Origin of the sequence: Marinobacter antarcticus (assembly GCF_900142385.1) — a bacterium.
In the GTDB taxonomy this organism is placed as follows: domain Bacteria; phylum Pseudomonadota; class Gammaproteobacteria; order Pseudomonadales; family Oleiphilaceae; genus Marinobacter; species Marinobacter antarcticus.
Window position 1 is genome coordinate 1,000,562 of the sequence record NZ_FRAQ01000001.1, and the last position, 20,398, is coordinate 1,020,959.

At 56.4% G+C, this 20,398-nt stretch carries 20 protein-coding genes; 6 read left to right on the forward strand and 14 right to left on the reverse strand.

All coding sequences use genetic code 11. The features are described 5' to 3' along the window. The first annotated feature begins 18 nt into the window (after positions 1-18). On the forward strand, positions 19-975 hold the full coding sequence (locus tag BUA49_RS04665) for an META domain-containing protein (RefSeq protein WP_072797661.1): 957 nt from the start codon (positions 19-21) through the stop codon (positions 973-975). On the opposite strand, the gene BUA49_RS04670 is transcribed toward BUA49_RS04665, so the two are convergent. The 4 genes from BUA49_RS04670 to BUA49_RS04685 all read right to left on the reverse strand — a co-directional run bounded on the left by BUA49_RS04670 (position 945) and on the right by BUA49_RS04685 (position 5,060). Continuing rightward, the gene (locus tag BUA49_RS04670; protein ID WP_072797662.1) at positions 945-1,784 is read right to left on the reverse strand and encodes a substrate-binding periplasmic protein; all 840 of its coding nucleotides are present in this window, start codon (positions 1,782-1,784) and stop codon (positions 945-947) included. The genes BUA49_RS04665 and BUA49_RS04670 overlap by 31 nt on opposite strands. Positions 1,785-1,865: 81 nt before the next feature. Continuing rightward, complete coding sequence (locus BUA49_RS04675) at positions 1,866-2,924, reverse strand: quaternary amine ABC transporter ATP-binding protein (RefSeq protein WP_072795936.1); 1,059 nt, start codon at positions 2,922-2,924, stop codon at positions 1,866-1,868. Positions 2,925-2,933: 9 nt separating this feature from the next. After that, positions 2,934-3,968 (reverse strand): ABC transporter permease, encoded by a 1,035-nt coding sequence (locus BUA49_RS04680; RefSeq protein WP_072795937.1) that lies wholly within the window; start codon positions 3,966-3,968, stop codon positions 2,934-2,936. A 123-nt stretch (positions 3,969-4,091) separates the two neighbouring features. Beyond that, positions 4,092-5,060, reverse strand: coding sequence for an ABC transporter substrate-binding protein (locus BUA49_RS04685; RefSeq protein ID WP_072795938.1), 969 nt, complete (start codon positions 5,058-5,060; stop codon positions 4,092-4,094). A gap of 386 nt (positions 5,061-5,446) precedes the next feature. Here BUA49_RS04685 and BUA49_RS04690 point away from each other — a divergent pair, with 386 nt between their 5' ends. Further along, complete coding sequence (locus BUA49_RS04690; protein WP_072795939.1) at positions 5,447-6,064, forward strand: glutathione S-transferase family protein; 618 nt, start codon at positions 5,447-5,449, stop codon at positions 6,062-6,064. 25 nt (positions 6,065-6,089) lie between these two features. After that, a complete protein-coding gene (locus tag BUA49_RS04695; RefSeq protein WP_072795940.1) occupies positions 6,090-6,755 on the forward strand; it encodes a glutathione S-transferase family protein in 666 nt (221 codons plus the stop codon). Here the strand turns inward: BUA49_RS04695 and BUA49_RS04700 are convergent. Next, on the reverse strand, positions 6,703-7,866 hold the full coding sequence (locus BUA49_RS04700) for a GGDEF domain-containing protein (protein WP_072795942.1): 1,164 nt from the start codon (positions 7,864-7,866) through the stop codon (positions 6,703-6,705). The genes BUA49_RS04695 and BUA49_RS04700 overlap by 53 nt on opposite strands. Positions 7,867-7,962: 96 nt before the next feature. Here BUA49_RS04700 and BUA49_RS04705 point away from each other — a divergent pair, with 96 nt between their 5' ends. Then, complete coding sequence (locus BUA49_RS04705; protein WP_072795944.1) at positions 7,963-8,571, forward strand: DUF4202 domain-containing protein; 609 nt, start codon at positions 7,963-7,965, stop codon at positions 8,569-8,571. 40 nt (positions 8,572-8,611) lie between these two features. Here the strand turns inward: BUA49_RS04705 and trpC are convergent, their stop codons facing one another. The 6 genes from trpC to rpe form a co-directional block, all read right to left on the reverse strand. Further along, positions 8,612-9,430: an indole-3-glycerol phosphate synthase TrpC gene (trpC, locus tag BUA49_RS04710; RefSeq protein ID WP_072795945.1), complete on the reverse strand. Its 819-nt coding sequence runs from the start codon at positions 9,428-9,430 to the stop codon at positions 8,612-8,614. A 16-nt stretch (positions 9,431-9,446) separates the two neighbouring features. Then, entirely contained in the window at positions 9,447-10,475 is a 1,029-nt protein-coding gene (gene trpD / locus BUA49_RS04715; RefSeq protein ID WP_072795947.1) for an anthranilate phosphoribosyltransferase, read from the reverse strand. Between the two features lie 14 nt (positions 10,476-10,489). Continuing rightward, positions 10,490-11,071 carry an anthranilate synthase component II gene (locus tag BUA49_RS04720; RefSeq protein WP_072795949.1) on the reverse strand — a complete coding sequence of 194 codons (582 nt, stop codon included), beginning with the start codon at positions 11,069-11,071 and terminating at the stop codon, positions 10,490-10,492. A 15-nt stretch (positions 11,072-11,086) separates the two neighbouring features. Next, a complete protein-coding gene (gene trpE / locus BUA49_RS04725; RefSeq protein ID WP_072795951.1) occupies positions 11,087-12,574 on the reverse strand; it encodes an anthranilate synthase component I in 1,488 nt (495 codons plus the stop codon). A 246-nt stretch (positions 12,575-12,820) separates the two neighbouring features. Beyond that, positions 12,821-13,510 carry a phosphoglycolate phosphatase gene (locus tag BUA49_RS04730; RefSeq protein WP_072795953.1) on the reverse strand — a complete coding sequence of 230 codons (690 nt, stop codon included), beginning with the start codon at positions 13,508-13,510 and terminating at the stop codon, positions 12,821-12,823. Continuing rightward, the gene (gene rpe, locus BUA49_RS04735) at positions 13,507-14,208 is read right to left on the reverse strand and encodes a ribulose-phosphate 3-epimerase (protein ID WP_072795955.1); all 702 of its coding nucleotides are present in this window, start codon (positions 14,206-14,208) and stop codon (positions 13,507-13,509) included. The genes BUA49_RS04730 and rpe overlap by 4 nt, the downstream gene beginning before the upstream one ends. A gap of 90 nt (positions 14,209-14,298) precedes the next feature. On the opposite strand from rpe, the gene BUA49_RS04740 reads away from it, so the two are divergent. Further along, positions 14,299-15,225: a DUF3530 family protein gene (locus BUA49_RS04740; protein ID WP_072795956.1), complete on the forward strand. Its 927-nt coding sequence runs from the start codon at positions 14,299-14,301 to the stop codon at positions 15,223-15,225. Positions 15,226-15,228: 3 nt separating this feature from the next. Here the strand turns inward: BUA49_RS04740 and BUA49_RS04745 are convergent, their stop codons facing one another. From BUA49_RS04745 to BUA49_RS04755, 3 genes are read right to left on the reverse strand one after another with little or no spacing between them, the layout of a single operon-like run. After that, a complete protein-coding gene (locus BUA49_RS04745) occupies positions 15,229-15,978 on the reverse strand; it encodes a co-chaperone DjlA (RefSeq protein ID WP_072795958.1) in 750 nt (249 codons plus the stop codon). Positions 15,979-15,982: 4 nt separating this feature from the next. Next, the gene (gene murU / locus BUA49_RS04750; protein ID WP_072795960.1) at positions 15,983-16,690 is read right to left on the reverse strand and encodes an N-acetylmuramate alpha-1-phosphate uridylyltransferase MurU; all 708 of its coding nucleotides are present in this window, start codon (positions 16,688-16,690) and stop codon (positions 15,983-15,985) included. After that, positions 16,687-17,733 carry an aminoglycoside phosphotransferase family protein gene (locus BUA49_RS04755; RefSeq protein ID WP_072795962.1) on the reverse strand — a complete coding sequence of 349 codons (1,047 nt, stop codon included), beginning with the start codon at positions 17,731-17,733 and terminating at the stop codon, positions 16,687-16,689. The genes murU and BUA49_RS04755 overlap by 4 nt, the downstream gene beginning before the upstream one ends. A 278-nt stretch (positions 17,734-18,011) precedes the next feature. Here BUA49_RS04755 and BUA49_RS04760 point away from each other — a divergent pair, with 278 nt between their 5' ends. Then, on the forward strand, positions 18,012-20,390 hold the full coding sequence (locus BUA49_RS04760) for an LPS-assembly protein LptD (protein ID WP_084063490.1): 2,379 nt from the start codon (positions 18,012-18,014) through the stop codon (positions 20,388-20,390). Positions 20,391-20,398: the final 8 nt, after the last annotated feature.

The following is a 20,398-nucleotide window of genomic DNA, read 5'->3' on the forward strand; positions in this document are numbered from 1 at the left end:
TACTTGCAGCGGTTTTTGATGACATCCGTCGTCGCAGCTACCGGGTTTTTTATCTCCGCGTGTGCCACAGGCCCGGATGCGCCGATAGCTTCAGGCAGCTATCAGTGTGGTCAGCTGGATGTCAGGATTGCCAGTGCAGGCGACGGCGATCTGTTGGGTGTTGATTATCAGGGAAACCGGCTGCTGCTGAAGCCAAAAGTGAGTGCTTCCGGAGCGCTCTATGTGGCCCCCGGAGACGATGAAACCAGTTTCTGGAGCAAGGGTGAGCGGGCAACATTTACCGTAAAAGGACAGGCGTACCCGGAGTGCCTGCAAGCAGGCGCGCTGGAAATGCCGTTTGAAGCCACTGGCAACGAACCTTTCTGGGACGCTCGTGTGGAGGGCGAAGAACTGCTGTTTAAACGTCCTTATGAATCCGGAGAGCCTGAAAAGGTTGCGCTTGAAACAATGGTCGCTAACCGCAATGGCCGCGAGTTCCGTGGTGATCTGGATGGGCAGGAGCTGACGCTCAAGGTCGCCCGTCAGCTCTGTGAAGATACTATGTCTGGCTCCCAGTTTCCGGCGCAAGTGCGCCTTGAGCTGAACGGAGAGGTTTTTCAGGGCTGTGGTGGCGACCCTGAGCGTCTTTTTCGCGGCGCAGAATGGGTTGTTGAAGACCTGGCAGGTGTCGGGATTATTGACCGTTCCCGCATGACCATCGAGTTTTTTGATGAGAATCGTCTCGCCGGTCAGGCTTCCTGTAATCGCTACGGAGGCCAGTACGAGCTTACGGGTGAAGGGGTGAGCTTCGACTATATGTACGTTACGAAAATGGCCTGCGCGCCGGCCCTCATGAATCAGGAAAACCGTTTTCTGGAGTTCATGGCAAAGGTAAAACGCGCGTCGATCGGGCGCCACGGAGAGCTGGTGCTGACAACCACAACAGGAGAGAAAATCACGGCGTTTCAGTCAACGGAAAGCAAGGGCAACCCGTAACTGGCCATAATTTCACTGAGTCGCCCTGATTGCCGGAGCTCTCTGGTGCCATCCGAAAGCACCTTGGCGAGCTCTTCGGCTTTCGGGTTGGTTGGCGAAAACGCAATAAACACAGGTGCCTGGTAAAATTTTCCGGCGTTGCGAGGCGGCGGCAGGTTGCTTTGGGTCTGCAATGCCCAGTTCATGACAAGCTCATCTTCCACAAAAACATCTGCCCTGCGTTGATCAAGCAGGCTGATAGCACGGTCAAGCGGTGCAGGCCCGGACAGTATCCACACGTAGTTCGGGTCGTTCAGATTACGCTCAATGTAAGCGTCCAGTTCCGGTGAATAGGAATAGCCGTTAATCGCAAGCAGGGTTTGTCCTTTCAGGGATCCTATGCCCTGGTATTTCCATTGGCTGGCAGCATTGGTGTACAGATTTGTTTGTGAGAGCCCGATGGGCTCCTGAGGAAAAACAAAATCCGGAGCGTCCCCTGTAAACGCCCCTGCCACTGCATCTATGCGGCCTTCTCTGGCCAGCTGAATAGCCCGCGCCCAGCTTACATTCAGGTATTCGATATCGTATCCAGCTGCCGCGAAGACCTCCCTTGCCATGTCTATGGAATATCCTTCGCGGGCAGAGCCAGTCAGGCAGTTATGGGGGCACCAGGGGTCTGCAGCAATAACAATGGTAAATTCGTCCCGGCTTTTGGCCTGGGCTTTATCCGATGGCAGAGTGACTTGTACAGGGCTTCCGACCGGCTGCTCTTCCGACGGTGAGCAGCCGGTCAGGCTAATAAGAAATGCAATCAGGACTGCTCGTGGCATGAGTAAGACCAAAGTACCGTGAAGGCTGGCGTGTACTGAGATAATAGCCCGCGCCCGGACCTTTGTATCGGCGCCGGCCAATTAATCCTTACTATTGTTGCTCGTTGTTGAAGCGTCGGTTGGAACCAGGGCGAGAGTCAGGTCTTTCATGCTGAGACTGCCCACCGTTTCGCCGTCCCGAACCACCCGGAATATCTTGTCTGTGTCTCCGCCGGACCGGGAAAGCACGGTCTCCAGATTGTCCTTCTCGGAAATATCCCCTGCGTAGTCAGTATCGTTCGCGCCGTGGCGCTTCATTATGGAGCGTACCCGAAGCACCCGAGCGCGATTTATATCGTTTATAAAGGCAACAATATAAGGGTCACTGGGGTTGAGCAGGATGTCCTGGGGATCACCTTGCTGAACCACTTCGCCCTCTTTGAGAATGACCAGATGATCCGAGAGTTTCAAAGCTTCGTCCAGATCGTGAGTGATGAACACAATAGTCTTGTGAAGCTCGCCCTGAAGCTCCAGTAACAGATCCTGCATGTCTGACCGGATCAGCGGGTCCAGTGCGGAGAAAGCTTCGTCCATCAGCATGATGGGGGAATTGGAAACCAGCGCGCGGGCTATACCAACCCTTTGCTGCATGCCACCGGATAGCTGATGCGGATACTGGTTTTCATTGCCCTCAAGACCCACTCGGGCCAGCCATTTTACGGCTTCGCTTTCAAAGTCTGCGACGGTAGAACCGCGAATATTGAGTGCCATGCCGGCGTTCTCAAGCACGGTTTTATGCGGCAGTAACGCGAACTTCTGGAACACCATGGACATCTGTTCCCGCCGGAGCTGGCGCAGCTGTTCTTCGTTTAGATCCAGGACATCATCGCCATCAAGCCGGATTTCTCCGGCAGTGGGTTCAATCAGACGGTTGAGATGGCGGATCAGCGTTGACTTGCCGGAGCCCGAAAGCCCCATGATAACGGTGATCTCACCATCACGGATATCAACGTTGATATCCCTGAGTCCCAGCACATGATTTTGCTGATCCAGGAGATCGGCCTTGTTCATGCCGCGCTTTACATATTCAAGTGCTACATCCGGCGTTGGCCCAAAAATCTTGTAGAGGTTTTTGATGGAGATCTTTATATCGTTTGCCACGTTCTGTCCTCACTGATTTTGGCTGGCATTAATGCGTGCCAGAGAAGCCTTGGTCACCCGGTCAAGAACGACGGCCAGGATGACAATTCCGAGGCCGGCTACCAGTCCGACGCCGAGCTCCAGGTTACGAATACCGCGAAGTACCAGAACACCCAGGCCGGGCGCCGAAACAAGCGATGCGATCACAACCATGGCGAGGCTCATCATGATGGTCTGGTTTACGCCGGCCATAATGTTGGGCAGAGCAAGCGGGATCTGAACCTTGAACAGTTTCTGCCTGTTTGTCATGCCGAAGGCATCCGCGGCTTCGATCACATCCTTATCCACCAGACGTATGCCAAGATTGGTCAGCCTGACCACCGGCACTATGGCATAGAGAATGATGGCGATACCGTAGAGTTTGGATTCGGTCACGCTGAACAGGAAGATCAGCGGGATCAGGTAAACGAAAGGCGGCAACGTCTGGAGCATGTCGAGCACCGGGATCATTATCCGTTGCATGGTGTCGCTTCGGGACATGGCGATGCCTATGGGTACCCCAAGCAGCACACAGAGGAAGGCGCAGACAAAAATAATGGCAAGCGTTTGCATAGAATATTCATAGTAATCGATGAATGCCAGCAGGCAGATGCTGCCGGCAACAAACAGCATCAGCTTCCAGGATTTGGTCACCATAAATACCACGGCGAGCATGATGGGAATAACGATCCACCAAGGTGTGTTGAGCATACCGTAGAGTGCGCCATCGAGAGCCCAGCTCAGCGGCTGAGTCAGCGGGTCGAGTACCAGGCTGAGGTTGTCTTTTATTGCAAGAAAGCCCTGTTCCAGGCCTTTGGTGAGCTCTCGTGACTGCGGGAATGCCGCGCAGGATTCGTTAAGAGCGTCCATGGACGGGAAAGGAAGATCCCACAAGGAGTCAGGCACTGCGTCCTTGCCCTGAGCTTTGGTGAGCAGATCAGCCATCGACATCGGGCCATCTTCTTTACCGTCCGCGCACCAGTCTTTTAAACCCAATGCAGAAAACAGGGAATCGTAGGTTGCCATTTGCGTTTAGCCTCTTATACGCATGGGGTGCCATGCGCCAAAGAAATCAATTGCTATCATTGCCAGCCTCGCCCGGGGCATATCTTACAGATGCTGCGCCCGGGCGAGGTGAGGGCGGGTCAATCAGTTTTCGAGAATGGCCGCAAGTTTCGTCCTGGCTTCATCATTCAGCCAGCCAGACCATTCATCACGGTTATTGCTCAGGAAATAAACGGCTGCTTCCTCTGCGGATGCATTGCTGGAATCCATCCACGCCAGCAGCGCGCTCATGGTATCCGTTTTGAACGTCATTTTGCTGAGCATCGCAGTCACTTCCGGTTCGCGATCCTTGAAGTCGGTGGTAACAGAGGTAAGAACGGTTGCAGCCGGGAACTCAGAGACACCAGGATTATCTGCGTTGGCAGTCTGGTTCTTCTGGTGGACTTTTGCCTTGTATTCACCCAGCTTTACTCGGGTCATGTCATATTTTCCGAGCGGCACGGTCGGGCCCCAGTAGTAGCCGAACCAGGGCTGTTCGTCCTGGACCGCAGACGCCATTGAAGAGGCCAGGGTTTCGCCTGAGCCGTGGTTGAAGACCTTGATGCCGGAATCTTCAAGATTCAGGGCACGGATCAGGTTGTCGTTGACAATCCGGCAGCCCCATCCGTCCGGACAGTTGTTGAAGCTTGAACCCACCAGTTCAGGATTGGCCATCACGCCTTCGATGGTCTTCAGTTCAGGGTGTTTGTCCACCAGGTAAGTGGGGATCCACCAGCCTTCTACGCCGCCGGGATCAAGTACTTTAGCAAGCCGTTCAATCTTGCCTTCTTTTTCAAGACGCAGATAAGCCTCGCCGGCTGAGTTCAACCAGAGCTCTGTGACAATATCCGGCTCGCCGTTTTCTGCAACAGACGTTACTGCAGGTACGGTGTCGGAGGGTATAACCGATACATCGCAGCCATAGCCCTGTTCCATGATGAATTTGGCTACGTTGGTGACCACTGTATTGGAAGCCCAGTTCATTTCCGTGATGGATACTTCACCACAGTTGGCCTGTGCCATAGCAGGCACTGATAACGCACATAATAGTGCAGCAGACGTAAGCTTTCGCATAGTCACTTCTCCGTTAGGGGGGTTGGTGAATTCTGGTCGAACTGTTTGTTGTTGTGTTTCTGGTACTGGTTGTTTTCGTATTAGTTGTTTTGCTAATTTTTTTTACTGCTGACAGGAAGTAACCGGAAGAGGCTCTTTGTTTTGCGGTTTTCGTGTAATACGGGGAATAGGACAAATGACTCATCTCGGTTATCACGTAGCTAACAGCATAAGGATACTGAGCCCAGTTACAAGGTTTTAACGAAAATGCGTCATTTCTGAAGGCGCATCCAAGCGGCTGAAGGGGCTTATGATCAGTTGCTTGACGCAACCCTTTTTTCGGGTCAGTCTCTCGCTTGTTTGTTACGCTGAGTAACCCTGACTTATCCGGAACGGAGTTGATAATAATGAAAATTTTCGAAACAAAAACCGCACCGAATCCTCGCCGCGTGCGCATGTTCATGGCAGAGAAAGAATTGCTTGATAAAGCCGAATTCATCGAGATTGATCTTCAGAAAGGTGAGAACCTGACGCCGGAATACGTGGCACGAAACCCCATGAAGAAAGTACCGGTTATGGAGCTGGATGACGGAACCTGCATCTCCGAGACCATGGCCATTTGCCGTTTCTTTGAGGAGAGCTACCCGGACGCGCCGACTCTTCTGGGGGATACGCCTGTGGAGAAAGCCCTGATCGAGCAGTGGGTCAGATGGGTCGAGTTCTACTTCTTTATGCCTACAGGCATGTGCTTCCAGCATACCAGCGGTTATTTCAAGGACAGAATGAATCCCATCAAAGAATGGGGTGAGGATTGCGGGCAGAGCGTCAGCAAATTTATGGCGTTCCTCGATGACCACCTTGCTGACAAAGAATACATCTGCTGTGACCGGTTTACCGCGGCCGACATCAATGCCTTCACAACGGTTGCGTTCGCCCGGGTAGTGAATATTCGCATCCTGCCCGAGCACACCAGTCTTCAGGCATGGTATGACCGTATCAAGGCGCGCCCGTCGGCGCAGGCCTGATGAATGAGCTCTTCAGGAGGTTCGCTTGATTGATGTATACACGGCGCCGACGCCGAACGGGTACAAGGTTACGGTGCTGCTGGAGGAGATGGGTGTTGAGTACAACCTGATCCCGATAGATTTCTCCAAAAACGACCAGAAAACTCCGGAGTTCCTGGCACTCAATCCCAATGGCCGGATTCCGGTTATCGTGGATCGGGGTAACGATGACTTTGTGGTGTTCGAATCCGGCGCGATAATGGTTTATCTGGCGGAAAAGTATGGGCAGTTTTATCCCCAGGATCCCAAAGTACGCTCCCGCGCCCTGCAGTGGCTTATGTTCCAGATGGGTGGGGTTGGCCCGATGATGGGGCAAGCCAATGTGTTCTACCGGTATTTCCCGGAAAAGATCCAGCCTGCTATCGATCGCTACCAGAAGGAATGTCGCAGGTTGTTCGAGGTGCTGGACAGCCGGCTGGCAAAGGCTCGCTATCTGGCGGGCGATGAACTCACCATCGCGGACTTTGCCAACTGGTGCTGGGTGCGCACACACAAGTGGTCCGGGGCTTCGGTTGAGGGGCTGGAGCATCTCAACCGCTGGATCGATGAGCTATATGCTCGCCCGGGTTGCCAAGCCGGAGTCAACAAGCCGGAGCGCCTCAAAAGCTCTGATGAGCTGATAAAACATGCCCAGAATATGGTGACGCGATAGCCTCAATGCGATTGCGGCCGTTTTCCTTGGCCTGGTAGAGAGCGTCATCAGCTCGTTTGATGGCGCTTTCAATGTCATCGTCCCCATGGCAGCTGGTGACGCCCAGACTGATGGTTTGAGGGATGCTATGTTCGCCGGCCAGCATGGGGTCGTCGGCGAGTGACCGGCGAACTTTTTCGGCCACATGCATGGCGCCATCCAGCACGGTTCCCGGCAACAGCATCAGAATTTCCTCACCACCCCAGCGGCAAAGAGCATCCTGTGCGCGCATGTTGCTACCCAGCCTGCGCGCGGTTTCCTGTAGCACGATGTCCCCGATATTGTGGCCATAACGATCGTTCACGCCCTTGAACCGATCGAGATCCCCGAGGATCAGGCTGAAGGTGGCTCCGTGGCGCTTTGCGCGGGCATATTCCTGGTTCAGCAGCTGATGCATGGCCCTGCGGTTCAGAAGCCCGGTCAATTGGTCGGTGGTTGCCTGTTCCCGGAGCTGCTGGCGGGCCAGAAACTCTCCCGCCCGAAGCTGTCTCAGTGCTTCGCTCATCACTATGCCAATGATCATCATGACCAGAGGGTCAAACATGAAGGGCAGCAGTGCTGGAAGGGCCAGGCCCTGCGCCTGGGCCACCAGCGCAAAGATTGTCAGAGGCAGGGCGAACATTAACCACCATTCTCTTGAACCCCTGACCGAGAGGATGGCTACGCCGAAAAAGCTTATAACCATGCCGTTGGTTATCTGATAGGTGTCGGCAGTTCGTCCGTTGTAGTGAATCAAAAACAGTCCAAGTATCATGGCCATTACCGAAAGCCCCATGGCTCTGAGCAGGTAGCGGCTCTGGCATAGGGGTTTGCCGGTGTAATGGGAGAGCAGAGTTAATGAGGCGCTCAGCAGAACCGGTATCCGGAAAAAAAGCTCCGTTAACCAGAGGTCCGGGCGGTGGGCAAGGCGCAATTCGTGGGAAAACTGGTAGAAAATCACGGTAATCAGAAGTACCCAGGCCGCAACAATGGCTACTTGTCCTTCTACTGTCCGTATGTGTGCCTCATAGGCAGGAAGCCACTTGGGTGGTACCTTTTTGTATGGCGGTTTGAGGCTTGAAAATCTCACCATAATCATAATCCGGCTGCCAGTAGTTCTAATCATCAGTCAATACGAGGCCCGACACAATAACCCCTGCGGGTTAATTATGTCGCAAAAGGAGACAGTATGGAGCGTGCATCTGTGAAGTGTGCTCTGGATGCGATCGACAGTGCAAATCGCGCAGATCCAAATATGGAGACTATGGTAGACGAGCTCTTGCCCAGAGAGTACGTCTATAGCCTGCACATGACTCGTTGGCTGCACGAATTAGAGCCTGCGCCTTCAGAGCGAATGCAGATAGCCTGTCGCGCCCAGCACATCGAACGCTGGAAAATGCCCCGCAGTAATTACCCGGAGGGCCGAAAGTCCTATTACGAATGGCGCCAGGCTTGCGGGCGTATGCACGGCAGAAGGGCCGCTGAGATTATGGCAGGCTGCGGTTATGCTGACAGTGAATGCGAGCGGGTTGAGGTGATTTTAACCAAACGGGAGTTGCGCAAAGACGCAGACACCCAGTTGCTCGAAGACGTAGCGTGTATGGTGTTCCTGGAAAAATACTTCGCGCAGTTCTATGCGGACAATGCTGAATACGAGCGGGAGAAGTGGCTGAGGATTGTGCGCCGCACCTGGGGCAAAATGTCGCCCCGCGCCCATGAGCGGGCGTTGGCGCTATCGTCGCAATTGCCTGAGCATTTGCAACTGCTTATGCAGGAAGCCCTGGCGAATCCTGCCTGATTCGCCAGAGTTTTGATGCCGGGTCTGTCTTTGTACTTGCTCAGTTCTCGGGAAAAAACAATTCCTGCAACTTCTCCCCCGGGCTGGCCGCTCGCATGAAGGATTCGCCCACCAGAAATCCGTAGATGCCCCGGCCGGTCATGGCTTCCACGTCGGCACGGGTCATGATGCCGCTTTCGGTGATTGCCATGCGCTCTGGGCCTATGCGCTGGTGCAGGTTGAAGGTGGTTTCCAGAGATACGTCGAAGCTGTGCAGGTCGCGGTTGTTGATGCCGATCAGCGGTGTGGTCAGCGTCAGTGCGTCGTCCATTTCTTCGCTGTTGTGCACTTCGACCAGTACGTCCAACCCAATTTCGTGGGCTATGCCTTCGAGTTCCTGCATCTGGTCTCTGGTAAGGCAGGCGGCGATCAGGAGTATGCAGTCGGCACCGATGGTGCGGGCTTCGTAGACCTGATAGGGCGCTACCATGAAGTCTTTGCGGATAACCGGCAGGCTGCAGGCGTTGCGGGCAGCGATCAGGTAGTCTTCGTGGCCCTGGAAGAAGTCGTGGTCAGTAAGTACTGACAAGCAGGCGGCGCCACCTTTTTCGTAGCTTTCGGCGATCTCGGCGGGTTCAAACGGGTCGCGGAGTATGCCTTTGCTGGGTGAGGCTTTTTTGATCTCGGCGATGACTGCGGGCGTGCCGGCTTCGATGCGCTGGTGCAGGGCATTGGTAAAGCCGCGAGTGCCCGGCTGGTCGCCGGCGCGGGCTTTGAGATCCTCGAGGCTTGCGGTGCGCTTGCGGGCCTCGATTTCTTCCCATTTCCTGTCGACGATTTTGCGCAGGATGGTTGGGGTTTTGTCGCTGTGCTTGTTCATTTGAGTTGTCCCTGGCTCAGAAGCAATGTGAAAAATCCGCCAGTTCCGCCAGTTTGCCTGCCGCCAGCCCTGAGCCCATGGCATCAAGAGCCATTTCCACGCCCACTTTAGCTGTTGGAGCCAGGCCGGCTATATAGATGGCCGCGCCGGCATTAAGGGCGATCAAGTCCCGGGCTTTTTCGGCCATTTCGTCATGACCGCGGCCAAAGGCAGCTTTGATCAGATTCAGGGATTCTTCGGCAGTATCAACTGACAGGCCGACAAGGCTCTGGCTTTTGATGCCCAGGTCTTCCGGAGTGATGTCGTATTCGATGATCTGGCCGTTTTTCAGTTCAGCCACGTGGGTGGCGCTGGCCAGGCTGATTTCGTCGAGGCCATCTTTTGAGGCCACTACCATAATGTGTTCGGAGCCAAGTTTTTGCAGCACTTCGGCCATGGGTCGGCACAGAGCTTTGCTGAACACGCCCAGCAGCTGGCGTTTGACGCCTGCCGGGTTGGTCATCGGGCCGAGGATGTTGAACAGGGTACGGCAACCCATTTCCTTACGCGGGCCAACGGCATGTTTCATGGCGCCGTGATGGGCTGGGGCGAACATGAAGCCGACGCCAATCTGCTCTACGCAGCGGGCGACCTGTTCCGGCGAGAGGTTCAGGTTGATTCCCGCCTGTTCGATCAGGTCGGCGCTGCCGCTTTTGGAGGAGACGGCACGGTTACCGTGTTTGGCGACAAAGCCGCCGGCGGCTGCGACAACGAAAGCCGAGGCAGAAGATACGTTGAACAGGTTGGAGCCGTCTCCGCCTGTACCTACTATGTCTACCAGAGGTTCTGCATTGACGGTTACTCCGGAGACCAGTTCGCGCATGACTTCCACCGCGCCGGTAATTTCGTCGACGGTTTCGCTTTTGATGCGCAAGCCCATCAGCAGAGCGCCGATCTGGGCGTCGGTAGCTTCGCCGTTCATCACGATGCGCATCACCTGTTTCATTTCGTCCCGGGACATATCGAGGTTTTCGGCCACCCGGCTCAGTGCGTCTTTCATGTTCATTGGATTTGCCTTTTTTATTGGGTTCGCAGGAAGTTGCGCAGCAGTTCGTGGCCCTGTTCGCTCATGATTGATTCCGGGTGAAACTGCACCCCTTCGATGGCCAGGGTTTTGTGGCGCACGCCCATAATTTCTTCCACGCTACCGTCACTGTTGCGAGTCCAGGCGGTCATTTCGAGGCATTCCGGCAGGCTGGCCTGTTCAATCACCAGGCTGTGATAGCGGGTGGCCTGCAATGGGTTGTTGAGGCCGCGGAACACGCCAGTGCTCTGGTGATAAACCGGTGACACTTTACCGTGCATCACACGCCCGGCGCGGATGATGTTGCCGCCGAACACCTGGCCGATGGCCTGGTGGCCGAGGCAGATGCCGAGTATGGGGATCTTGCCGGCAAAATGACGGATAACCTCCATGGAAACCCCGGCCTCATTTGGGGTGCATGGCCCGGGAGAAATCACCAACCGTTCGGGGTTCAGGGCTTCGATCTGCTCCACGGTGATTTCGTCGTTGCGGTGCACTTGCACATTAGCGCCCAGCTCCGCGAGATACTGCACCACGTTGTAGGTGAAGGAATCGTAGTTGTCGATCATTAATAGCATGATGTTTCCCTCGCCTCAGTGGTCAAAATCGTTGTAGGTCATGGCCACCGCGCGGAAGATGGCGCGGCCCTTGTTCATGGTTTCTTTCCACTCAAGGCGAGGCACCGAGTCGGCAACGATGCCGGCGCCGGCCTGTATATGCAGGGTTTTGTCCTTGATCACGGCGGTGCGGATGGCAATGGCCGTGTCCATATTGCCGTTGAACGAGAGATAGCCTACAGCGCCGCCGTACACGCCACGTTTTACCGGCTCCAGTTCGTCAATGATTTCCATGGCCCGGGTTTTCGGGGCGCCGCTCAGAGTGCCGGCAGGCAAGGTGGCCTTGAGCACATCGAGGCAGCTGGTGCCGTCTTTGACCTGGCCGGTCACGTTGGACACGATATGCATCACGTGGGAGTAGCGTTCTACCGCCATTCTTTCGGTCAGCCGCACGGTGCCGGTTTCCGAAACGCGGCCGGCGTCGTTGCGGCCCAGGTCAATCAGCATCAGGTGTTCGGCGATTTCTTTCGGGTCGGCCAGCAGTTCGGCTTCCAGAGCGCGATCTTCTGCGTCAGTGGCGCCGCGTTTGCGGGTGCCGGCGATGGGGCGCACTGTGACTTCGCGATCTTCCATGCGGGCCAGGATTTCCGGTGACGAGCCGACAATGTGAAAGTCGTCCAGATCCAGGAAATACATGTATGGCGAGGGGTTCAGTACCCGCAGCGAGCGGTACAGGTTCAGCGGCGGCGCTTCAAACGGAATCGACATGCGCTGGGAAATGACAGTTTGCATCACATCGCCATCCAGCACGTAGTCTTTGATTTTGTTGACCGCTGCCTCGAACTTTTCCTGGCTGAAGCCGGAAACAAACTCGCTTTCATCCACGGTTTTTCCGCGCAGGTGCGCTGGTGTTTTCGGGGCGTTAGCGGTTTGCCGGTGCAGTTTTTGTTCGAGTTCGTCGAGTCTCAGTTGAGCCTGCTCGAAACCGCCTTCATCGGCCGGATCTACGTGAACGATCAGGTGCAGCTTGCCGCGCAGGTTGTCGAACACAACCAGTTCGTTGGACACCATCAGGAGTATGTCGGGTGTGCCGATGCGATCCGGGGGGCAACTGGTTGCAAGTCGCTTCTCGATATAGCGCACGGTGTCGTAGCCGAAATAGCCCACCAGGCCGCCGTTGAAACGGGGCAGTTCCTCCAGGTCGGGGGCATTGAAGCGTTCCTGGTAGCTGGCAACGAACGCCAGCGGATCATCTACTTCTGCGCTCTCTATCAACTCGCCCAAGCGGCGGATTTCAACGCGGTGGTTGAAGACCTTCAACACTTCCTGGCTGGGCAGGCCAATGATGGAATAACGGCCCCATTTTTCGCCACCCTGTACCGATTCAAACAGGTAAGAGTAAGGCCCGCTGGCGAGCTTGAGATAGGTGCTGAGAGGGGTGTCCATGTCTGCAAGCACTTCGCGGTACACGGGGATACGATTGAAGCCAGCCTGTGCCAGCTTGTGGAATTGTTCGGAGGTCATGGTCGGGTTTCCTGAAATCTGATCTGCGTTCGGGCAGGCCATGGCGATGCTGGCAGGGCCTGTCGGGTGGTGGCATCAAACGGGCAGGTGCTCGCTATCCACCAGGCTGAGTGTTTTCAGCCGGTACGCCATCGCCACCATCGCGTTACGCGGGTTGTGAGGAAGCCTCCCGCTGTAGTCAGATTCAGTCCCTGCACGGCAGGAATCTCCCAAAATGAAAAGATTAAAAGTCCAAGACCTGTGAGGTTACAAAAGCTCGCTCAGGGAATCAACCACAGCGTCTGCTCCCAGTGTTTGCACTGAACGCCCAAAGTTGTAGCCATAAGTGACAGCCACACAGGGAATGCCCGCGGCCTGAGCGGCACTGACGTCCGCTGCGGAGTCACCGACCATCACGGTAGTGCCTCGGCTGCCCTTAAGCGCCTCCATGGCATGGAGCAGCGGCGCGGAATCCGGTTTTTTCGTGTTCAGCGTGTCGCCACCAACAATCAGCTGGAAATGATGTTCAAGCCCCATCTGCTCAAGCAGAGGCCCCACAAATTGTTCCGGTTTGTTGGTCACGATGGCCATGCGGCAACCACGTTCGTTCAATGCTTCAAGACAGGCTTCAACGCCGGCATAGACCGTTGAGTGCTGGCCATTGAGCTGTTGATAATTTTGGTAAAAGAGCTTCAGGGCATCATCGAACAGGGCTTCGTCACTAATATTTGCTGGCTCCCAGTCGGCCTTGCCGGCCAGCGCTCGCCGTATCAGTATCGGGGAACCATGGCCGACCCATTGGCGCACCTGTTCAATGCCGGCCGGTTTGCGGCCCAGTTGTTCAAGGGTGCGGTCAACCGCGGCGGCAAGATCCGGCGCGCTGTCTACCAGGGTGCCATCAAGATCGAACAGGGCAACCCCTGGCCAGTGTTCGTTGAACAGGCCGGCCAGGCTCATAGGCCTGGCACTTTTTGGCCCAGTGCCGTGCGGGCGTGTTCCAGCTCCAGACGCATGGCGTCGATGGTGGCTTTATAATCGTCTGTGTTGAAAATAGCCGAGCCCGCAACAAAGGTATCCGCGCCGGCTTCGGCAATTTCACGAATGTTGTCGGTTTTTACACCACCGTCGATTTCCAGCCGGATGTTGTAGTTGCTGGCGTCGATGCGTTTGCGGGCTTCCCGCAGCTTGTCCAGAGTGCCGGGAATGAACTTCTGGCCCCCGAAGCCGGGGTTAACCGACATCATCAGCACCATATCAAGCTTATCCATCACGTAATCCATGTGGTGCAGCGGTGTGGCCGGGTTGAACACCAGGCCGGCTTTGCAGCCACCCTCGCGAATCAGCTGCAGGGAGCGGTCGATATGCCGGGATGCCTCCGGATGGAAGGTGATGTAGCTGGCGCCGGCGTCAATGAACATGCGAATCAGGTCGTCGACCGGCGATACCATCAGGTGCACGTCGATGGGAGCGGTAACGCCGTGCTTGCGCAGCGCTTCACAAACCATCGGCCCGATGGTCAGGTTGGGCACATAATGGTTGTCCATAACGTCGAAATGCACCACGTCTGCGCCGGCGGTCAGGACGTTATCCACTTCTTCACCCAGGCGGGCAAAATCGGCGGACAGAATGGATGGGGCAATCAGGTAAGGGTTCATCACAGTTCTCGCAAACAATTGGCAGCCATTGATAATAATGACAGTCTAACAGCTCAAGAGAGATTTTTCGTAGCCAGAGGAGCAGGAACTGTGCGCCGATTCAGAACAATAAGCCGACGCGGGTATGGCAGGAGGATATACGGTTGCCTGCTGGCTATTATGCTGGCAGGCAGCGGCCTGCCAGCATGCGCTCAGGGAAAAGAGTCGCTGGCCGGAGAAATGCAGGGCGTGGTGTCGTCCGGACTGGGTGAATGGGGTCTGAGCCAGAGATTTCCGGGCGCCGCACTTTGGCTCGATCTTGAGGACGGCGCCCGCACACTGGCGCTTTTCTGGCCCGAGACTGAAATTCCTGCAAGAGGTGCTCTGATCATTCTGGCTGATGAAGGCGAGAACGCGGAATCGGGGCTGGCGGGAACTCTGGCCCGGGAGCTGGCGCGCCGGAAATTTGCGGTGCTTACTCTCGGTCTTGAGGCGCCGGGGGCTGCTCTTGAACAGATTCTGGAGCGCCCGCACCCGGCGCCTGAGGCAGAATCTGAAGAGCAGAGCCCGGGCCCCACCAGCCCGGCCACGATCGATGTAATTGGGTCGGAAGCGGCAAGTGAGCTGGAAGCAGCCTATCGGGCGCGCATACTCGAGGAATTTGTGGCGGGAACTGCGGAACTCAAGAAGCTTGAATACAAGCTCCTAGCCGTGGTCGGTATAGGGCGGGGCAGCAATCATGTTGTGCCCTACGCGGCGGAACTGGAAACACCTTCAGCCCTGATCTGGGTCGGCCCGAAGTTCTATCCTCGCGATGCCCGCCGGTTGACATCGGCACTGGAGAAGGCATCTGTACCGCGCATTCTGGAGCTTTCATCATCCGGTGAGGGCGGGCAGCGCACGGCCGGCCTGAAGCGAGCCAGAGTGGAAGGTTTCAGCCTTCAGCCTGTGGGGGCGGGCACTGCGTTTTTGCCGCGAGACGGAAAGGCTCTTGCGGGCAGGATATCGGCCTGGCTCAAATCTGATAGCCGCCAATAACGGCTAGTGATGTCGTCGGATCAGTTCCCAGGCCTGCTGGTAACGTAGCAGCCTCTCTTTGGCCAGTGCGCGCTCGGCTGCGCTCAGCTCCTGCTGCGCCAGCTTGTCCGGGTGGCACTCGGAGACTTTTTTTCGGTATGCGCGCTTGATTGTCGCCACCGGATCCCGTCGGGTGACCCCAAGCAGGGCGCATGCCTGCTCGAGATTTACCGGCTTTGAAGGCGCATCGCTGATGTCGCCCCACATCCGGGTGGCGTAGCTGTCGAAGATGTCTTCGCTGATGGTGACCGGCATGCCAATCTGGTCAACGGTATCCTCGCAGCGGTAGCGGCGGGGCTTGCCTGGCCGGCCCCCGAGTTGAGCCGCGTGGCAAAGGCAGATGGCTATTTTCAGGGCCGGGGCAGGCCAGATGCGGTGGCTGAGTTTTAATGTAAGCCCGCTGAGCGGCGGAAGTGTTTCTGATGCTTTGCCTTTCTGGAAACTGCTGATGGCTTTGCGTCTCTGCCGTTTTGATAGCCCCAGCGAAGCGATAAGGTTTTCTGCAAAACGAATGTCCTGCTCCGAAACCCGCCCATCCGCTTTAGCGATATAACCCAGAAAGAAAAATAGTGGGCGCCGGCACCACCGGGGCAGGCTGGTCTCGCCGATGAGTTTATGCGCCTGATGGCCGGAGGCAGAGAGCTTATGCAGCAGGCCGGAAAATACGGCTTCCATTCGCGGCGGCAGGGCTGGTTGTGCGGGACGGGTCGCCATTGCACTAAAGCTCCTGAATGGCCAGTTGTTGGTCCAGCGCCCGCAGCCGCTCCGGCGTCCCGACATCAACCCAGAGGCCGCAGTGATGTAGCCCGGCTACCCGGCCTTCACTCATGGCTGCCCGTAAAACAGGCCCGAGCTTTCCGGCTTGATCAGTCAGTCCTTCAAACAACCTGCGGCGCAGGAGGCTGATGCCGGTAAAGGTCAGTTTCTCGCCCTCTTTCCCGGCACACTCTTCAGAGAGCATGCCGTTGTCATTCAGGCAAAAATCACCGTGGCGGTGGTATGAGGGGTTGTCTGCCATCACCAAAATGGCATCGAGAGCAGGCTGTTCACCATATGCAGGTGGCTGCAGTCGGGTCAGGTCGAAATCGGCCCAGACATCGCCGTTTATAACCATAAACCAGTCTGTGTCATGGGAAAAAAGCAGCGGCAGAGCGCGGGCAATGCCGCCCGCGGTCTCCAGCGGTTCGCCTTCACGTGAGTAATGCAAAGAGAGCCCGAACCGCTCACCATCTCCCAGGCTGTACTCAATCTGTTCCCCGAGCCACGCGTGGTTGATCACTACATCCCGGAAGCCGGCACGGTGGAGGTGCTCCAGATGGTGTTCAATGAGCGGTTTTCCGCCTACGCTGAGAAGGGGTTTGGGGGTGGTAAGAGTTAGTGGCCGCATACGCTCACCCCTTCCTGCGGCAAGAATTATCGCCTTCACAGTGCCTGGTTCTCCTGGCCCGGAAGGGGGCCAATCAGGTGTTCAATCCGGGGTACGGCTACTGCTCTCAGCCAGTCATGAAAATGTATCAGTGCTGGCAGCCGTTTGCTGGCGTTAAGTAGATAGCCCACCGTGCGGGGAATATCCTCCAGATAGAGTGGTTTGCCATCGCGCATGGCCAGTCTGGCAAAAATGCCAGCGGCCTTCAGGTGGCGCTGCATGCCCATCAGTTCAAACCACTGACGGAAAGTGTCGCTGTCGGCTCGGTGCAGGCCTGTTTCCAGAGTCTGTTTTCGGAAGGCTTCCAGCCACTCGCAAATGCGCTCCTCGGGCCATTGAATGTAGCAGTCCTTGAGCAGTGAGACTGCATCATAGGTGACCGGCCCGGTTACCGCATCCTGAAAATCGATAACGCCGGGTCGCCTGCCCTGTTGTCGCACCAGCAGGTTCCGGGAGTGGTAATCCCGGTGCACGGTTACTTTGGGCTGGGCCAGTGCGCTCTCGCGAAGCAGCGCAAATGTGGTATCGAGCATGGACTTCTCGATGTTGTCCAGCTTCAGCCCCAGGTAGCCTTCCAGCAGCCAGTCCCGGAACAGTGCCATTTCACGGTTCAGCAAGGCTGCGTCATAGACTGGCAATGGGCCGTCAGGCGGTGCGGACACCTGTTGGATAAGAACGAGTTCCTCCAGCGCGCTTTGGTAAAGCGTGCTTGCATTGCCGGGGTTGAGCTGGCCCAGCATCAGCTGGTCGCCGAAGTCTTCCAGCAACAGAAAACCGCTTACAGGGTCGGCCTCGAATATCTTCGGAACGGTAATTCCGGCCTGGTGCCAGTGCCTGCCAATGCTGATGAAAGGCCTGCAATCCTCCTGCTCCGGAGGCGAATCCATAACAATGAATGGCACGTTGCTGCTGTTAGCTGCCGTTTTGCAAACCCGGAAGTATCGTCGAAAACTGGCGTCTCCGGAAACGGGCCTGACTTCGGCGTTCTCAAAGCCGGGAAACTGTTTGACCCATGCGGTAAGCATCTGCAGGCGGTTGTCCATAGCTCGGGCTGTTATCCTGAAGTAATGAGTGCATTGAGAGCAAAAGTGAGTGAGCCTTGAATGGCATCCACATCAGGGGCTTTTTCAGAGACTCCTTGGCAAGGAGTATAAAGAGGGTAAAACGGTTTTGCAGCGGAGTTTCGCTTATCAGGCTCCGTTTCCGTTAACAAGCCTCAGGGGCATGTGTAAACTAGGGCGCAATTGTTTGTGTATTCGTGCCCCGTTGCGCTATCCACACCCCTTCACGCACCCGGAACAGGAACCTTGCTACCGTGCCAATGTCTGACAGCTATCTGCGAGCGCAGAAAGGCAGGTTGCAGCGCCGGTTCGCGAGCCTGCTTGCCGTATTTGCCCTGATGTCAGTGGCCGGCTTTTCTGCTGCTGAGGAAGCGCCATCTGCTGCCGAGCTGGACTGGCGCCTGAAAAGCGACCTCCCGGATTCTGTCCGGAACTCGCTGCCGGCGTTCTGCGCGGGCGGGTATCTGCCATCAGGTGCCGGAGATGATGGCGCGGGTGTTTTTGGCGAAGGAACTGGCGGGGCTGCTCCCTTGCAGGCCAGTGGCCTGAACGGCCGCTACGAAATTGACCGGGAGCTATACCTTGAGGGTGATGTCCGCCTGCGCCAGGGTAGCTTTCAGGTGACCGGCTCTGAGGCTCGTTACAGTCAGAATATCGGCCAGGTATCGATTCAGGGCCCTCTGGTCAGCCGCGGTAACGGATTTCTGCTGACCGGGGAGCGCGCCGAGTACAGCGTGGACTCGGGGCGTTTGGATATCAACACCGCTACCTTCCTGCTGCATGGCCCGGAAATGCGCGGGCGTGCCGGAAGCCTCTCCCGGGTGGATGACTCCAGAGTAGAGATTCGTGACGGCATGCTCACCACCTGTGGTCCGCAACAGAACGACTGGGCGCTTGTTGCTTCTGATATCGAGCTGAACCAGGCGAAAGGCTTCGGAACCGCAAAGCATGTTCGCCTGGAGGTTCTGGATGTTCCGGTGTTTTACTGGCCCTATGCCAGCTTTCCCCTTGACGACCGCCGCAAAAGTGGTTTTCTGTATCCGCAGTTTGGTTCTTCCAGCGCCGGCAGTGGTGGATTTCTGGCGGTACCCTATTACCTGAACCTGGCTCCACATTACGATGCCACGCTCACGCCCCAATACATTCATGGGCGTGGTCTGTTTAACGAGGCAGAAGGCCGGTACCTCAGCCGTTTTGGTCAGACGACGTTGCAGTTGGGCTACATAGATAACGATTCAGCATACGCAGACGAGAACCCCGGTGAATCTGGTCAGCGTTGGGCGCTGGATGCCTCCACCCGTGCGGCGCTTGGCAGTGGTTGGAACGGCTACGGCGATTTTTCCGTGGTCAGTGACGCGGACTACCTTGGTGATCTGAACCGCAGCCTGGAAATCAATCAGGCCACGCACCTGCAGCGCAAAGGCGGCATACGCTATCACGGCCCGAACCAGTACTTCGATATGTACCTCAATGACTACCAGACCGTCACTGACCGGATTGCACAGGCAGACAGACCCTATGCTCAGTTGCCGGAAATTATTTATGCCGGAACCGCCGAGGCGGGCTGGTTTGAGGCCGGGCTGGAGAGTCAATACAGCTGGTTTTACCGTGATAACGACTCGCTGACCGGGCTCGACAAGGCTAATGGCCAACGCTTTCGTGCCCGCCCCGAGTTGGCTCTGCCAATGCGCGCACTCTGGGGCTTCAGTCGCCCGTCATTCAGTCTGGACTACACCCGTTACGAGCTGGAAGACTATAGCGCCGGGAGTGGAGGGTTTGATCGTACGGTTCCCGTGGTGGAATGGGATAACGGCCTGTATTTTGATCGCCGGTCGAGTCTGTTTGATTTACCCTACAATCAGACATTGGAACCCCGGCTCTATTACGCTTGGGCCGACGCTGAGGCAGACCAGAACGATATTCCGGCATTTGACACAGCCTTGCAGAGCTTCAGTTTTGGGCAGTTGTTCCAGCCCGACCGCTTTGTCGGGGGCGACCGGGTCGGTAATACCAACCAGTTGACGGTGGCCCTGACCAGTCGATTCAATGATCTCGTTACCGGTGCCGAGAGAGCCCGTTTCAGTATTGGCCAGATTCAGTATTTCGAGGATCGCGAGGTGACGCTGTTCGGTGAAGGCGCGAGCAATCGCAGTCGATCGCCACTGGCTGGTGAGGTAGTGCTTAACCCGCTACAGAATCTGCAAATCCGGTCTTCCGGGCTCTGGGATCCGGACACCGGCGATACCGAAGAGGGTCGCAGTCAACTGATTTTCCACTCGCAGGACTATCGGTATCTGGCCAGCGTTGGTCATACTTACAGCAAGGACGAGCTGGAACAGTCGGATATTGCGGCGGTTATACCGGCAACAGACCGTGTTAGTCTGATAGGCCGCTGGGTGTACGATTCGGATCTGGATCGCACCGTAGGCTCCCTTGCCGGGATTGAGTACAACAATTGCTGCTGGAGCGTTCAGGTGGTTCATCAGAACTATCTGACTGACGATGAGGAGCTGGACAGCCGTATCCTGTTTCAGATTCAGCTCAAAGGCCTGGGCGGCAGCGGAGGGGCTTCGACGTCGATCTCCGAGGCCATTTACGGTTTCGATGAGCGCGAGCGGCGCCGTTTTGGTACCCCCTGACGACAGCC

Bases quoted from the DNA above. Each gene is read 5' to 3' on its own strand.
- BUA49_RS04685 (WP_072795938.1), bottom strand. From the start codon at position 5,060: ATGCGAAAGCTTACGTCTGCTGCACTATTATGTGCGTTATCAGTGCCT.
- BUA49_RS04760 (WP_084063490.1), top strand. From the start codon at position 18,012: ATGTCTGACAGCTATCTGCGAGCGCAGAAAGGCAGGTTGCAGCGCCGG.
- BUA49_RS04730 (WP_072795953.1), bottom strand. From the start codon at position 13,510: ATGAGCCTGGCCGGCCTGTTCAACGAACACTGGCCAGGGGTTGCCCTG.
- BUA49_RS04680 (WP_072795937.1), bottom strand. From the start codon at position 3,968: ATGGCAACCTACGATTCCCTGTTTTCTGCATTGGGTTTAAAAGACTGG.
- BUA49_RS04690 (WP_072795939.1), top strand. From the start codon at position 5,447: ATGAAAATTTTCGAAACAAAAACCGCACCGAATCCTCGCCGCGTGCGC.
- BUA49_RS04665 (WP_072797661.1), top strand. From the start codon at position 19: ATGACATCCGTCGTCGCAGCTACCGGGTTTTTTATCTCCGCGTGTGCC.
- trpE (WP_072795951.1), bottom strand. From the start codon at position 12,574: ATGACCTCCGAACAATTCCACAAGCTGGCACAGGCTGGCTTCAATCGT.
- BUA49_RS04700 (WP_072795942.1), bottom strand. From the start codon at position 7,866: ATGGTGAGATTTTCAAGCCTCAAACCGCCATACAAAAAGGTACCACCC.
- BUA49_RS04705 (WP_072795944.1), top strand. From the start codon at position 7,963: ATGGAGCGTGCATCTGTGAAGTGTGCTCTGGATGCGATCGACAGTGCA.
- rpe (WP_072795955.1), bottom strand. From the start codon at position 14,208: ATGAACCCTTACCTGATTGCCCCATCCATTCTGTCCGCCGATTTTGCC.
- BUA49_RS04720 (WP_072795949.1), bottom strand. From the start codon at position 11,071: ATGCTATTAATGATCGACAACTACGATTCCTTCACCTACAACGTGGTG.
- trpD (WP_072795947.1), bottom strand. From the start codon at position 10,475: ATGAACATGAAAGACGCACTGAGCCGGGTGGCCGAAAACCTCGATATG.
- BUA49_RS04745 (WP_072795958.1), bottom strand. From the start codon at position 15,978: ATGGCGACCCGTCCCGCACAACCAGCCCTGCCGCCGCGAATGGAAGCC.
- trpC (WP_072795945.1), bottom strand. From the start codon at position 9,430: ATGAACAAGCACAGCGACAAAACCCCAACCATCCTGCGCAAAATCGTC.
- BUA49_RS04755 (WP_072795962.1), bottom strand. From the start codon at position 17,733: ATGGACAACCGCCTGCAGATGCTTACCGCATGGGTCAAACAGTTTCCC.
- BUA49_RS04670 (WP_072797662.1), bottom strand. From the start codon at position 1,784: ATGCCACGAGCAGTCCTGATTGCATTTCTTATTAGCCTGACCGGCTGC.